The organism is Sorangium aterium, assembly GCF_028368935.1.
Taxonomy (GTDB): Bacteria; Myxococcota_A; Polyangia; order Polyangiales; family Polyangiaceae; genus Sorangium; species Sorangium atrum.
Genome location: NZ_JAQNDK010000007.1, coordinates 123,901 through 137,597 on the forward strand (window position 1 = coordinate 123,901; position 13,697 = coordinate 137,597).

General features: G+C 67.9%; 12 protein-coding genes and 2 pseudogenes. 4 read left to right on the forward strand and 10 right to left on the reverse strand.

Annotated elements, in window-relative coordinates; translation table 11 throughout:
- From POL72_RS48325 to tnpA, 4 genes and pseudogenes are all read right to left on the reverse strand, one after another.
- Nucleotides 1-609, reverse strand: a complete 609-nt coding sequence (locus tag POL72_RS48325; RefSeq protein WP_272097401.1) for a DUF6431 domain-containing protein — start codon at nt 607-609, stop codon at nt 1-3.
- 422 nt (nt 610-1,031) lie between these two features.
- Nucleotides 1,032-1,685 (reverse strand): annotated as a pseudogene (locus POL72_RS48330) (transposase domain-containing protein); the annotation flags it as partial.
- Nucleotides 1,682-2,104 carry an IS66 family insertion sequence element accessory protein TnpB gene (tnpB, locus tag POL72_RS48335; protein ID WP_272095860.1) on the reverse strand — a complete coding sequence of 141 codons (423 nt, stop codon included), beginning with the start codon at nt 2,102-2,104 and terminating at the stop codon, nt 1,682-1,684. The pseudogene POL72_RS48330 and the gene tnpB, both read right to left, overlap by 4 nt.
- A complete protein-coding gene (gene tnpA / locus POL72_RS48340) occupies nt 2,098-2,436 on the reverse strand; it encodes an IS66 family insertion sequence element accessory protein TnpA (RefSeq protein ID WP_272095861.1) in 339 nt (112 codons plus the stop codon). Before tnpA ends, tnpB begins: the two co-directional genes overlap by 7 nt.
- Before the next feature lie 87 nt (nt 2,437-2,523).
- Here tnpA and POL72_RS48345 point away from each other — a divergent pair.
- Nucleotides 2,524-2,664: pseudogene (locus POL72_RS48345) on the forward strand (ATP-binding protein); the annotation flags it as partial.
- Between the two features lie 44 nt (nt 2,665-2,708).
- On the opposite strand, the gene POL72_RS48350 reads toward POL72_RS48345, so the two are convergent.
- The 6 genes from POL72_RS48350 to POL72_RS48375 form a co-directional block, all read right to left on the reverse strand.
- Entirely contained in the window at nt 2,709-3,068 is a 360-nt protein-coding gene (locus tag POL72_RS48350) for a hypothetical protein (RefSeq protein WP_272104000.1), read from the reverse strand.
- 295 nt (nt 3,069-3,363) lie between these two features.
- Nucleotides 3,364-5,475, reverse strand: a complete 2,112-nt coding sequence (locus tag POL72_RS48355; RefSeq protein WP_272104002.1) for an AAA family ATPase — start codon at nt 5,473-5,475, stop codon at nt 3,364-3,366.
- A 159-nt stretch (nt 5,476-5,634) separates the two neighbouring features.
- Nucleotides 5,635-6,699 carry a hypothetical protein gene (locus POL72_RS48360; RefSeq protein WP_373372338.1) on the reverse strand — a complete coding sequence of 355 codons (1,065 nt, stop codon included), beginning with the start codon at nt 6,697-6,699 and terminating at the stop codon, nt 5,635-5,637.
- 104 nt (nt 6,700-6,803) lie between these two features.
- Nucleotides 6,804-7,016, reverse strand: coding sequence for a hypothetical protein (locus POL72_RS48365; protein ID WP_272104003.1), 213 nt, complete (start codon nt 7,014-7,016; stop codon nt 6,804-6,806).
- 63 nt (nt 7,017-7,079) lie between these two features.
- Complete coding sequence (locus POL72_RS48370) at nt 7,080-7,946, reverse strand: helix-turn-helix transcriptional regulator (protein WP_272104004.1); 867 nt, start codon at nt 7,944-7,946, stop codon at nt 7,080-7,082.
- Between the two features lie 150 nt (nt 7,947-8,096).
- Nucleotides 8,097-9,149, reverse strand: coding sequence for an RNA polymerase sigma factor (locus POL72_RS48375; RefSeq protein ID WP_272104006.1), 1,053 nt, complete (start codon nt 9,147-9,149; stop codon nt 8,097-8,099).
- A 117-nt stretch (nt 9,150-9,266) separates the two neighbouring features.
- Between POL72_RS48375 and POL72_RS48380 the strand changes: the two genes are divergently transcribed.
- The 3 genes from POL72_RS48380 to POL72_RS48390 all read left to right on the forward strand — a co-directional run bounded on the left by POL72_RS48380 (nt 9,267) and on the right by POL72_RS48390 (nt 13,694).
- Complete coding sequence (locus POL72_RS48380) at nt 9,267-10,484, forward strand: peptidase associated/transthyretin-like domain-containing protein (protein ID WP_272104007.1); 1,218 nt, start codon at nt 9,267-9,269, stop codon at nt 10,482-10,484.
- Between the two features lie 77 nt (nt 10,485-10,561).
- Complete coding sequence (locus POL72_RS48385) at nt 10,562-12,121, forward strand: hypothetical protein (protein WP_276598194.1); 1,560 nt, start codon at nt 10,562-10,564, stop codon at nt 12,119-12,121.
- 37 nt (nt 12,122-12,158) lie between these two features.
- The gene (locus POL72_RS48390; RefSeq protein WP_272104011.1) at nt 12,159-13,694 is read left to right on the forward strand and encodes a hypothetical protein; all 1,536 of its coding nucleotides are present in this window, start codon (nt 12,159-12,161) and stop codon (nt 13,692-13,694) included.
- Nucleotides 13,695-13,697: the final 3 nt, after the last annotated feature.

Here is a 13,697-nt window from a genome sequence, read left to right on the forward strand (position 1 = left end):
TCACGCAGCTCGCGCGGCGCCGGCCATGACGGCGGCCTCGAGGACCTCGGCCGCAAAAGGCGCCATCGCGACGAGCGTCATCGCGGCCCGCTCGGCCCGCTGCCGCAGCGAAGCAGCAAGGGGACTGGGGCGGACTGACGGAAAGAGGCGCCCCTGGTCGATGGCGCGTAACCAGCGCCGCACGGTCGCCCAGCTGTCGGCATCGAAGCTGGCAGACCAGGGGCTGACACGCCGCCGCACCTCGATGAGCGCTGCACTGGCGATGCCGACGAGCAGCAGGGCCAGACCGATCGCCGTCGCGGCGAAGTGCCGTCGCGGTGCGACGCCCCGCGGTACGACCGTGATCGTCGCGCCGCAGCGGCGGCATCGATAACGGCGCACCTCGATCGTGACGAGCCCGCCGCGCTCGCCGGCAGCCAGCGGCCCGCGTACCTGCCGGGACCGCGAGCCGTGACCCCACAGCCCCAACCCGCCCCCCAGCGGGCAAGCCGCGGCACCGCAACGCGGGCAGCGGGCTGGCCGCGCGCGATCTACGGTGGGCGGTGAAGCGAGCCAGCCTTTGACATCGAGGTCCAGATGGACGATCTGTTGAGGGCTCCGCTCTTTCAAGCGATTCGGAGCACGACGGGAGGGGGCACGCGGCCAAACGAGCTCCTCCCGTCGCCTATTTTGTGGCCCGCGCCGCGCCGATGCTCCGCTCCTGTCGCTGACCTACCCCGTTCGTGACGCGGACGGGCGAGGAGTCGTGCTGGTAATTTTCGGGAGACGAAGGGAATGCGCGCTCCCTCTTTTCCTGTGCACCCGCATTCGACCGACGCGATCGTGCTCAGGAGGAGCTACGCTGAGAATTTGATCGAACGCGGCGCAATGCATCGCCGGAGAAGGTCCTGGCAGCTTGCTGCCCCCGGACAACGTCGCCATCGACCATGATCCGCCTCGGCGATGGTGCGCTGCGGTGAGCCGGCCGCCCCGCCATCAAAGAGCTGGCTCGACAAGCGCATCATCGGCATCAACGACGGTGCTCAGTAACACTCGACAAGGATGCTGGCGAGCAGCCCCGGTCCCGGACGGCCTCGATCCATCACCTTCTCGCTATCGGCCGTCGTGACGCCCTGCTCCGGGCAGCGCGGGCAGGCGAGCTTCTCCCGCTGCTCCTCGATGATCTTGAACTGCGCCGGAACGAACTCGAGCACTTCGCTCGTACGATGGCCGATGCACTGCTTGTCCGCGCCGCACTGCGGGCACGTCCGCTCAGCCTGGGGGACGGGCACCACACGCGTCTCACGCGGCAGGTGCTCGGGAAGCGGCGCGCGCCCGCCCCGTCCTCGCGGCGGCTTCGGCGGCTCAGGGGGCTGCGGCACCAGCCCCTGCTCCGGCTGCGGCGGAGCGTCCGCGCCGAGCTCCGAGCCCGCCGCCCCCGGCGGCGCTTCCGCCCCGAGCTCGGCGAACATCAGCATCAGCTGCTCGGTGGAGACCTGCTGGCTCTTGCGGCCGTACAGGTCGCGCAGCGCGCTCGCGAGCCTCGCCGAGAGCGCGGTGTTCTTGTCACGCAGCTGGACCAGCAGCCCGAGCACCAGCTCGATGAGCTCCGGGATCTGCCCGGCGGCCGCCAGCTGCTCGAGCTTGCGCCGCACGTCCGCCAGATCGGCCGGCAGTTGTGCCTGGGACTGAAGAGGACTGGTCACGTGGCGCGCGAGATAGCTATCCCGCGCGCATCCATCAAGCTTTGCTTCGACGGAGCAATTTTTCTCACGCCAGGCCGCCAACGCTTGCGCCGTACGGCCTGGGACAGGTCGAGCCCTTCGAGCATCAGCGACAGCTCGGCCGCCTCGACCTCGACGTGGGTGGTCCCCTTGGGCAGGTCGCGGGCGAGATGGAATCGTCCGCGGGCCAATTTTTTCGCCACGATCATGTAGCCAGTTCGGTCCCAGAACAAAACGCGCATCTGGTCACCTCGCCGATTCCTGAACACGAACAGATGCCCACAGAGTGGGTCGGCTCCGAAGCGCTGGGAGACCAAGGCCGACAGCCCATCAAAGCTCTTGCGCAGGTCCGTGGGCTCGGCGGCGACGTACACGCGCACCGACGGCGGCAGCGTCAGCACGGCGTCTCCTCGGCCGCGAGCGCCAGTACCCGCTCGAGCGTGGCCGGGTCGAACCCCGGCCGGACCCGCACCACCCGCCCGTTGGGTAAGGCGATCTCGATCGGCTCCGGCGCGGCGACCGATGCGTCCGTCACCACGTGGACCGGCAGAAAGCGCGGTGCTTCGGTCAACGACGAGGGCGAGGGGTGCGAGGGCCGGTCAGCGCGCAGCTTCCAACGCCACCAGTAGAGCTGCTTCGGCTTGTACCCTTCGCGCCGCGCGAACTTCTCCGCGCTCAGCCCGCTGCGCTCCCATCGCTCCACCCGATCGGCCCACTCCACCCTCGTCGCCATCGCTTCCTCCTTCGTCGCGATGGGGACTGGTAACCGGCCCCGACGGGCTGGTCACGATGGCGTTGGTCGGGTGGTTACTTCCCGCACGCCGCCTGCGTCGTCACGCTCGTCGATCGGCTGGTGCACCGCGCCGAGGTGATCGAGATCGAGGCCGAGAGCTACCGGCTCAAGGAAGCCAAGGAGCTGAGCGCCTCCCGCATCAAGCAGCGCCGCGCCAAGAAGCACTGAGCCGCCTCTTCACCGGTGAACTTCACCGGCGTCGGATGCGGGTTTCACCGGCACCGGGCGCGGATTTCACCGGTGAACTTCACCGAATCCCTGCGGATTGCCGCGATCATCAACAACGGACGGCGGAGCCGCGCGCGGACGAGCGTGATCACGCTCTGGAATATGTCGAGGAACACGCCGTCGAGCGTCGCCATGTCGAGGAGGCGCTCCAGCGCCTGCACGAAGCGGCCCTCGCGCCCCTCGCGCTCCGCCTCGAGCGCCGAGAGCAGCTCGGCGGGCCAGCCCCCGAGGGCGGCGGCCGGGATGCCCACGGCCTGCTCGAGTGCGCGCTCCAGCTCGTCGCGCCGGCCGCCGAGCAGCTGCGGCGCCCTGCGCGGCGGCGGCGGCGCCGTGAGCGGGCGCACGACGACGGGCCGCGACGCGCAGACGCACGACTCGCGCCGCGTGAGCTCGATCTGCTGCAGGTTGAGCGGATACGGAGCCCTACTGACCTCCCGAAGTGAAGAGAAAATTTGCCCCGCCCCTCCAGTTAACCTAACGCCACAACCACGACGTGGTCGTGCGATCCAGAAAAACCGAGTAATTTTAGCAGGTAAGCGTGTCCCGTGGGCTCAGCGGGTATCACTCTACTGTACGCGCCGCCCCAATTGGCGATTCGGACAATGGTCACCAAGGGTTGCGATATTGAAGTTACTCGACTTATCTTTTCGTGCCTGCAACGGCGTCGACCGGGGACGAGAAGGGCTCAAACAGCTTCGCCCAGAGATCGATTATTGCGGGCGAAAGCTCTCTTGTCTTGAGCAAACGAGCCTTCACCGTCTTCGCCAGCTCGACCTTCCACCCCTGATCCAGAGTGATGCCATGCTTCGAGGCATACGCCTCGACCTGGGGAACAATGGGCTTCCCCTCAACCGCCACATCGCGGAAGTCCTCATCTTCCCCGCGATACGTGCGGCTTACGGCATCCACAATCAGGTTGTGCGGCATCAAGTCCTCGACCTCGGCCCCCTGGAGCCCGCCGAGGACATCGCCGATATTCGTGATCCTCTTTCCCGCGTCGCCAGCGTAGATCGGTCCACTCCTCAGTTTCTTGGCGAAGTCGATGCCTGGGCCGTCGGAATCGAGAATCACATAGGGAGGCGCTTCATCCCGCGCTGTGATGATCGGCACAATGGCAGCCACGCCCTTTGCACCGCCGCCGGGATGAAAGATGATCTCCCGCTGCGGATTAATTCTTCCTAGGCCGATCAAGACGGTCTTGATGCCGCTCATGTAGTGTTGGTCGGACGAGCCCTCCACGATCACGTTTGTGCAGCCATGCAAAAGCGCATTCGAGGCTGAGAGGCCGAGCGCAGCATGGACTGCATAGACGGACTTCGCCTCCGACGACGTCGACTTCCCCGCGCGGAGGTCGGCAGACACCGCAGTCGCGCCGTTCGCATCGACGTACACGGCGCGCACGCGGTCGAGCCGATCGGGATCGACCAGGAACGGTGAGTGCGTGGTGTACAGGAGCTGATTCGTTCTGGAGAGGTTGTCGAAGAACGCAGAGAGGTCCTTCTGGGCGAGCGGGTGGAGCGAGAGTCCGGGTTCATCGAGCAACAAGATCGCATTCTCGTGAGCGTCACTGCTCTCGACGAGGAAGACGAGGAAGAAGCTGAGGAACCACTGGAGGCCGGTGCTCCGCGATTCCAATTCCACCTCCTCGGGGCGCTTGTCATCCGACACCCATATTCTGAAGTGATCACCGTCAGCCTCGAAACGGAAGCGATAGTTGCCCTGCTTCCACCAGGCGCGGAATTCCTTGGTGAGCCGCGAACTGGCCGACTGGAGGAGCACGCTTCGCTCCTTTGTGCGCTCTGCTGCGGCAGTGATGGCCTCCTGCGACGGTTTGGGTGCACCGGCTGTCGCAGCGGCCTTGCCCAGCTCCAAGATCTCCTCGGGTTTCAATTTGACGAAGTCGAAGAGCACCTTGAGGGTACGGGCCTTCGCCTCTTCTTTCGCGCCGAGGCCCTCCCGCTTCATGTTCTGGATGACGTGCGGGAGGTAGATCTCGGAGTCGAGATTACCGTAGTTGGAGTAGTAAACGAACGCTGGCAAGCGTTTGAGCGCGAGGTTCCTCGCGTCCTCGCGCTCGTTCGGATGCGACATACTGATACGCTTCATAGTGTCGTCGATTCCCTCGACGAGCGCCATCCAACAGGCCGACAACGATGTGGACGTCGTTTCGGGGAGGGCGACTTCAGAGAGGGAAGCGCTCACGTTCGAGAGCGCGTCGCGGTCCACCAGGTCGACATCCGCCAAGATGCGTAGTGCTCCATCGATTGCCGTCGTCATCGATGCGCGGCGGACGTTCTCGCCGGACTCTTTCTCAATCTTTCCGCGCACATTCGCCAGTAACTCACGGACGTCGACTGCGGGGACGGAGCGCGGCGGTTCGGCGTTAGGGAAGGTGACGTGACGCTGGCCGTCGAAGCGGCAGGTGAACCGCACGACGTTGAAGTGATCCACTGATATCCCGGTAAGGTCTGCCAGCGCTATGGCCAGCTCGGCGTCCGTCTCGAAGTCGGCGTAGATGAACGCGCGATCCTGGCTGACCTGGCGGAGCTCGCTGTACTCGCTGCGCGGGAAGTCCGCGAGCGGCACGATCGCGCCGTCTTTCGCCGGGTTCAGCTTCCAGAGAGGAAGAAGCAGGTTCGTCTTGCCCGACTCGTTCACCCCGATCAGAGACGTAACTGTGTCGGTTTCGATCCAGCCGCTATCCTGCACCGACCGGAAGCCCATCACCTGGAATCGTGTCAACTTCAGCATGCGCACCGTTCCTCGCGGGAAGGGCTGGGATGCTAGCGCGGAGCGCGAGCGAGGTCGACGGCTCCCGGCGTCTGGAGAGGTCCCAGGTCCGACCCCTAGGTGTTCTTGAGCACGTCCGCTGCGAGCACAACCCAGGACGCGGTCTTCGAGATCCGCCCGTTAACAAGCATCCGCCCCATCCAGACCGGCGTTGTAGGCGACCCAGTCGCGGGCGGCAAGGCCGGTGCGTTCCTCCTTCCACCGCTCCGGCGGATAGGGAGCCCTACCGACTTCCCGAAGTGAAGAGGAAATTTGCCCCGCCCATCCAGTTAACCTAACGCCACATCCACGACGTGGTCGTGCCATCCAGAAAAACCGAGTAATTTTAACAGGTAAGCGTGTCCCGTTGGGGTCAGCGGTTACCACTCTACTGTACGCGCCGCCCAGATTGAGCTCGTTCAAACGGGGGCGCCGGCGTGCCTCGCGCCCACACGTTCGCCTCGTCCCGGCGTCTGGTCGGGTGACCGTCGGCGGTCTCGTGGCGGCTCGCAACTTTGCGGCGCCGTCCATCCAGGAGGCCGGGTCGTCCGGGTCGCGGGTCTGGGATCGCGGCGAGGTCGGATCGGCGGGCAGGCCGAGGTGTTCCAGGATCTTCCTGGCGGTTGCCTTCTCGGTGATGGCGGCGAGAAGGCGCAGGCGGCCGGCGCAATGCGCGCAACGGTGGGCGTCGAGCCCGAACGTTCGACGGATGAGCTTGGCCCAGGCGATGCGCGGCGAGGTCGCGAGCAGCAGGCCGCCGAGCAGCCTGTCGAGGTGGCGGACGGAGATGCCGAAGTCCGTGATCACGACGTCGCCGGCAACAGCGGCCACCGCGCAGCAAGCCGCGGGCATCACGGCGGGCCCGGCCGGTGCTGCTGCGAGCGGCGGTGAGGAGAACGTTTGCGGGCTGAAGGGTACGGCGGCGCCCCCCGGCGCGGACGTCCGCTCCGCGCGAGGTGGCACGGGGACGGGCGCGGCGCGCTTCGGCGTTGGCGGCTGCATCAAGGCTGGCGTTGCCGCATCGCACTTTACGGTCCCGCTGCCGCTCGCCGGAAGGTCGTGAGCGTGCACGACACCCGGCGGCTTGGGCACCACCGCGGTGCGCCACTTGGAGTGTCGCGCGAGCACGCCGTGATAGATCACGAGCGGAACTCTGGGCGGCAGTACCAGCGCCGCGAGCCGCGCCAGCAGCTCGACCGGCGTCATCACGCGGTGGGTGCCGCCGCGCCCTCCGTACTTGACGCGGTAGGCAAATTGCGGCGCGGCGGGCAGGTTGCGTCGACGCCACGATGACGCGGGTTCGTCGGCAGCTAGATCGTGGCCTCGTCATCCCTCAGAAGCCCGTCAATCTTGCTTAGCAAATCTCGCTTGACCCGCTGCCGGTTCAGTTCGTCTTCGTAACCGGCCTTGACCGATGCCACCTTGACAACGCCCTTGATCATCATCAGAGCGTCGATCGTTCGCTGCGCCTCATCGTCATCCAAGTCGCGCCGAAAGTGGACAACCAGGCCCTTGACGCTCATTGCAATCCCACTCCCCGCACAGAGTTCTCGCTGGCTTCCCGAAGCATGATGATATTACGTAATTCACCCATGGCTCCCGACCCCCGGAAGTGTCGTGTTCAGCGGAGAGCGCTCTACGTCCTCCCAATCGGCAGCCGTTGCGGAACCCTTCCCGCCTTCGGCACGCTGTACCGGGAAGCTCGTCAGCGTCGCAGCGCGCCGGGCGGGCTCAGTCCCCGTGGCGGCGCGGACAGGGAGCGGCGACCGAAGCCGCGGCAGTGGAGGCGGCGGGAGCTTCGCCCGCGGGCTCCTGGCCGCAAGCTCGGGAGACGGGACCACAGGCGGAGGAACGTCGAGCGCGCGGGGAGGTAGCGTCGGCGGTGTCGAGCTCTGCGCCGGCGACGACGCGGGACGCGCCGAGCTCTCGCGCTTGGTGACGGGCTCGCCGACCTGGATCACTACGGTCTCCTCGGCGTCGGTCCGGTGGTCGTCGTGCAGCTGCCAGAGGCGCTCCCAGTACCGCGCCGGCGTGCCGGTGAAGGCCTCCAGCTGCCGGGCAAGGCTGGGCGTCATCGGGAGGTCGCTCCTCAGCAACCGTTCCACCTCCTTCGGCTCCAACCCCGTGCTCTCGGCCAGCTTCCTCCTCCACGAAGGCGTCGTCGCGCAGAACGACTCGAGGACCCTTCCTGGCCAGGGGACGGGGCGCGCACGGGCGTCTGTCAGCTCCGCGAGTGCCGCGTCGACGTGACAGTCCAGAAGGCGCCGGCATCGGTCCCGCTCCGCCGCAGCCTGCTCCTTCGCATCGGTGAGGGCTGCCTCGTCGTCATCATGCGCGTGCTCGCGCGCCTCGCGAAGCCCGCGCTCGCGTCCGAGCGCTTCGCGCGCGGTGACCGCGAAGCCGATCGCGACGCAGGCGATCATCGCGAGCCCGAGCGGCGAAATGAGCCACATTGCACCAAGCAGATCCTCCATCGAATTCATCGCGTTTCGTCTCCTGGACGTGAATATCCTTGTCTAGACGCAGGGCAGATCTCGGCCTTGTGCTGTCCAACGACACCACCTGCGTCACCGCCTCCTGGCTGTTGGAGGGACGCCGAGGGCTCAGCGAATCTGCGCTAGGAGTGCTTCGCGCTCCGCGGCGAGCTGTCCTTGCGGGAACTCCCGCGCATGTGTCTCAAGCAATCGGCGCGCCTCTGCGGCCGCGTTGTGGTCATCGATGGCCCTTCGGGCCTCGTCGATGAGGCTCTGCTCGCGCTGGCTGACGGCTGGGACCACGGCGCGGACGGGGAGCGAGGTACGACGAACCGGCGCGCCTGACGGAGCAGGCGCCCGTGCGCCTCGGTCCTGCGCCGGCTGCGCGACCTCCTGCGCGGTGGGCGTGGCCGAAGCGCGCAGGGAAAGTTGGGCCGGAGGCGGCGCGATCTCCACCACCGCCGGAGCGGGCGCAGGAGCGCGCACCACCGCCGCCCGCAACCACGACGCCGGGTTGAACGAGTCCGGCAATGCCGCGACGACGGCGCCGGTCAGCACGACGATCGCTCCCTGGACCAGGATCTTGATGCCCAGGCGGCCTAGCTTGCTCAGCCACCCCTCGCGGCAGCGCAAATGGAAGGCGAACGGGACGCACGCAGCGTCGTCCCATCCGTGCGAGCGCTGCCGCGCCCTCCGGCGTTCCACGGCCGCGTAGAGGTCCTCCAGCGCTCGGCGGTAATGTGTCCTCACCGTCTTCGGATTGATCCCCTGCTCGGAGGCGATCTCGACGAGCGGCACCTCCTCGATCGCGTGCTTGATCAAGACGTCGCGGTACTTGGGGTCGACCTGGTTGATCAGGTCGTGGAGGAGCGCCTCTCGCTGCTGCCTGCGGAGCATCTCTTCTGGGGTCGGGCACTCCGCCTGAGGCTCGTGATCATCGAACGAGGTCAGGACCTCCCCCCGACGGCGTGCGTTCCGGACGTGGTTCCGCGCCTGGTTCAGGACGATGGTGGCACCGTAGGATGCTCGGGCCTCCCCGAGCTCGACCCGCTGAGCCGCTTCCAGTTCCCGCAGCAAGGCGTCCTGCGCGAGGTCCTCCGCGTCTTGCGCAGGGAGCCCGAGGCGCCGCGCGAGGCGCCGGAGGAACTCGAAGCCGGTGGGGGTGCTGGCTGGCTCGCCCATCACTGGTAGAACACCTGAGCCGCCTGGAGGGCTTCAAAAAAATGCAGGGCAGCCCCAGCGTCCGTCGAACCATGTGCGACATGTAGGGACGCCGCGTCCGCAACTGCACGAGCAGCGGTGGCCGCATTCCCGGATCGGGTGCGATTTTCTCACCCGAACGTTCGGGTTACGACATTTTCAGCGCCGTTGACGCGCCACGGCTGGCGTAAGTACCGTTCATGCATGCGTTTTGTTGCGCAGTCGCTCTGGATATGCCTGATGGTCGGTGTCGTGACCGGCAGTACCTGTCCGGTCCGTGCGGAGGACCGCAGTCCGTCAACCGTACGGAGCGACGGTTCGAGCGTAAAGGACCATCTTCGCCGTGCTCGACGAGCTCGGGCATCGGGAAAGTGGACCGAGGCACACGCCGCCTATAAGGCGGCCTTCGAGGCGATCGACTCGACATCTGTTACAGAGAGAGAATCCGCCGAGATCGCTGGAGAGCTGGGCCTTTGCGAGCTCAAGTTGCGCAAGTTCCGCGATGCGGCGGAGCACCTGGCTTGGAGCCTTGAGCGGCACAAGGCGCTTTCTCCTCAGCAGCAAAAAGGATTCACGGATGGACTGGCCACGGCCGTTCCGTTCCTCGCCACCCTCTATCTGTCGGTGGATCCGCCGGATGCCGAGGTGTTCGTCGACGGCAGGCCCATCGGCTTACCCAGGCGGACCTACAGACTGTTCTTCGAGCCTGGCAAGCACATGGTGCGGGCCCGAGCACCGGGCCGCGAGGAAGGCTCCCAGACGCTGGACGCGCAGGCGGCGACCGAGCCGATCATGACGATCCAGTTACCGCGCTCGGCCGTGAGCAGTACGGGCGAGGGCGAGACAGGGAGCTCAGCAAAGAAAGCGGCCACGGACGCGCAGGCGGCGAGGACCTCCACGCAGGCTCCGGCGCCGTCGGCTACCTGGCCGGGGACGGTGCGAATTGGCGGCGTCGTGCTCACGACGGCGACGGCGGCGGCCGGCGCGGTCTTCCTCCTGCGCGCTCATGTGGTGCACACCAACCTAGGCGAGGCCAATTCTGTACGTCGCGAGCAGGGGTGGAGGTCTGACGCCTGCCGCCAAGCGAGCGCGCCGGGGGCGTGCGCCGACATTCATGCCCAGGTCAAGGAGCGGGACCTGTTCGCCACCCTTGGCAAGGTGTCGTTGGCGACAAGCACCGTGTTCGGGATCGCGACGGCGGCCTCGTTTCTGACGGAAGTTGCGATCTTCGGGGACGCGCGACCAGCCGAACGCCTCCGCATTGTGCCCATCGCGACGAGCGAGCGGGCAGGTGTGATCCTCGAAGGAGCATGGTGAGGGGGAGGGACATGCGTCGCATATCGAATTGGCGAGGTCGAGAGCTCCTGCGTTCCCTTGCTCCCATCGTGCTCGGAATGGTCGGCGCCTCCGGTACGTCTGGGTGCTATTCTGACGACTGTGCAGAGAGCTTCCTGTGCGAGAGCCCTCCTTCACCGGACCCCTGTGACGGCGATCCAGCCACGGCGCCGGCCCTTGATGAATGCGGGGTGTTCGTCAGCGAGCAGGGCGACGACAACAGCCCCGGCACGAAGGGAGCGCCGGTGGCGACGCTCCAGCACGCGATCGGGCTCGCCGCGTACGGGCGAGGCCACGGCGAGGGAGCGACCCGGCGCGTGTACGCGTGCGGCGGGTCGTTCGCGGAGAAGATCACGCTGCCCTCGGCGGTCGACCTCTGGGGCGGGCGCCTGTGTGACGGCGGCGAGTGGTCGTATGACGGGTCGTTCGGCGGACCGAATCACCCGACGATCATCGCTCCGCAGGTGGGCATCCCGCTGAGGGTGATCGCGGATGACAAAGAGCACGCGACGTCAACGATCTTCGGCGTGCGCGTCGAGGCGGCGGATGCGTCCACGGACGATGGCAAGTCGTCGATCGCGATGATCTTGAGCCCTGGGGCCAGGGCGATCGTGCGGCAGAGCAAGATCCTCGCAGGCGATGGCAAGGATGGAGAGCCGGGCGAGGACGCGCCGAGCGTTCGCGCGAACTCCGGCGTGCTGGGGAACGACGGCTCGGACGCCTGCACCGCGGACGCGGCGCTGGGCGCCCTTCCGGTCGTGACCGTGTGCGGCGACGGGATCGAGTCGACGGGTGGCCAGGGGGGCGATGGAGGCCTCGAGACGGGCAGCGACGGAACTTCAGGGCTGCCGGAGCCGCTCGGGAATCCGACCGAGCGCGGCCTGGGTGGATCCGGCGCGGTCAGCATGGCATGCAGGCAGGGGCAGAACGGAGCCGACGGCGCTCCTGCGGAGCGCGCTGCCGGAGCGGATGGCGCTGGCCTCCTGGACGAGTACGGATGGGTCGGCGTCCGCGGGAAGGATGGAGCGAAGGGCGGCGCCGGTCAGGGCGGCGGCGGCGGCGGGGGCGGAAAAGGTCGCGACTCCGCCAGGAACGCGTGTCCGGCAGGTCGGCCCCAGGGCGGTGCGGCCGGCGGCTCGGGGGGCAGTGGCGGCTGCGGTGGCAAGGGGGGCAAGGGAGGCGACTACGGCGGCGCGAGCATCGCGATCGTGGCGTTGCAGGGGAGCGACCTCACAGTCGATGCGAGCACGGTCCTCGGGGCCAAGGGCGGCGACGGCGGGGTCGGCGGAACGGGCCAGTGGGGAGGCTTTGGGGTTGCCGGCGGACACGGCGGAGACGCTTTTCTGACCGAGACGTCGCGAGGGTGCCGCGGCGGCTTTGGCGGCGACGGCGGTCGCGGGGGCGATGCCGGCGGCGGTCTCGGGGGCCACTCGCTCGGCATCGGCTCCGTGGGCGCCTCCGTGGCCATCACAGAGCTCGCGAAGGTCTTGCCCGGACAAGCCGGCAAGGGTGGCCGCGGCGGCAATGCATCCGTCGAAAATTCGCCCGGCCAGGGGAAAGCCGGGATTGCGCTGTTCTGGTACCCGTTCGATACGCTAGATCCGGAACCGGCTCGATGAACTACCCTGCGCTGACAGCGCACGTCAGGATGCGCACATGAGAAAGACCACCGCTGTTACCTTCGTCTTTCTGTTGTCGCCGTGGGCGACCGGCTGCGGAACTGCGCCCGACGTGAACGACCCTGGCGTGCCGTCTTGCGAGGGCACCTCGTGCGAGCAAGAGCCGCCCCCGGAGTCGGTCTGCGCCGAGCACGTCGCCGCCGATATCCTCGACGACGGCTGTGGCGTGTTCATCGCTGGACCCTACGGTTTTGGCGACGACAGGAACCCCGGCACGAAGGCGAAGCCTGTGGCCACCGTCGAGCGTGCCGTCGAGCTCGCGCGCACGGGACGAGGCCGCATGTTCATCTGCAACGACGGATTTCCGGTGCGTCAGATCAGGGTGCCCTCCGGCGTGGACCTCCTCGGGGGCTTTCACTGCCGGCGATGGAATCGCGACCCTGAAATCCCGCGAACCACATTTTTTCACCAGCCGATCGCCGACTTCGCCGACCCCATGGTGGTAGTCGAGCCCGCGGGTCCCGAGGACAGCGGGGCCGCGGACGGGGTGTCGACGCTCGCCGATCTCAACCTTGGGGCTTTTGGTCCGCTCGGCGTGCTCGTCCAGTCCAACACGGGGGTGGAGATCGTGCGGAGCGAGATCCGCGCAGACGGCGCAATAGCGGGCAGCGATGGCGAGCAGTGGCCGACCGATCAACCGGACGGACCGGATGGCAATTTCGCTGGCGAGGGGTGCTCGGCGCCCCTCGTCGCCGGCGGACCTGCGGCGGTGAACCGGTGCGAGAGCGGGCACACGAGCGTCGGTGGCAAGGGAGGGGATGGGCTGCCCGACAGCGCCGGGGATGGCGGCGACGGGGAGCCCGTCTACACTTCGCCCTCGCGCGGCGGCATCGGGGAGCAAGACAACCGCCGTTGCGAAAGCGGATTCACCGGGGGCCCGGGGGCTCCGGGAACGCAGGGCGCGCCCGGCAAGGGCATCGGGCGCCTCACCGAGGCCGGTTGGGAGGGCGACACGGGGGGCGAGGGGACGTGGGGCACCCCGGGCCAGGGGGGCGGCGGCGGCGGCGGTCGCCGGGGCGGGCTGGCCGTGTGCGGCGCGGCTTCCAAGGGAGGCGGAGGAGGAGGCTCGGGTGGGGCCGGCGGCTGCGGAGGCCGGGGGGGCCGCGGGGGAGCGAACGGACGTCCCACCATCGGCGTCCTCGCGCTTCACGCCCGGGTGACGGTGCGCGACAGCGAGATCACGACGATCTCCGGCGGCAGGGGCGGCGACGGCGGGCCGCCCCAGGAAGGCGGCCGAGGGGGCCGAGGCGCACCGGGCGCCGCCGACGTGGACGCCGTTCAGGGCTGCTTCGGCGGCCCGGGCGGCGAAGGAGGCCACGGCGGCTACGGCGGCCCGGGGCGCGGCGGCGACTCGATCGGCGTCGCCTACCTCGACGAGGGCCGGCTCACGCTCGAGGGCGTCATCTTCGAGATCGGACCGCCGGGCCATGGCGGCATGAGCTGGAACCACGATGGCACGACCACGATGGGGCAGAGCGGCGAGAGGCACGAGACGCTTCGCTTTCCCGAGTAGCCC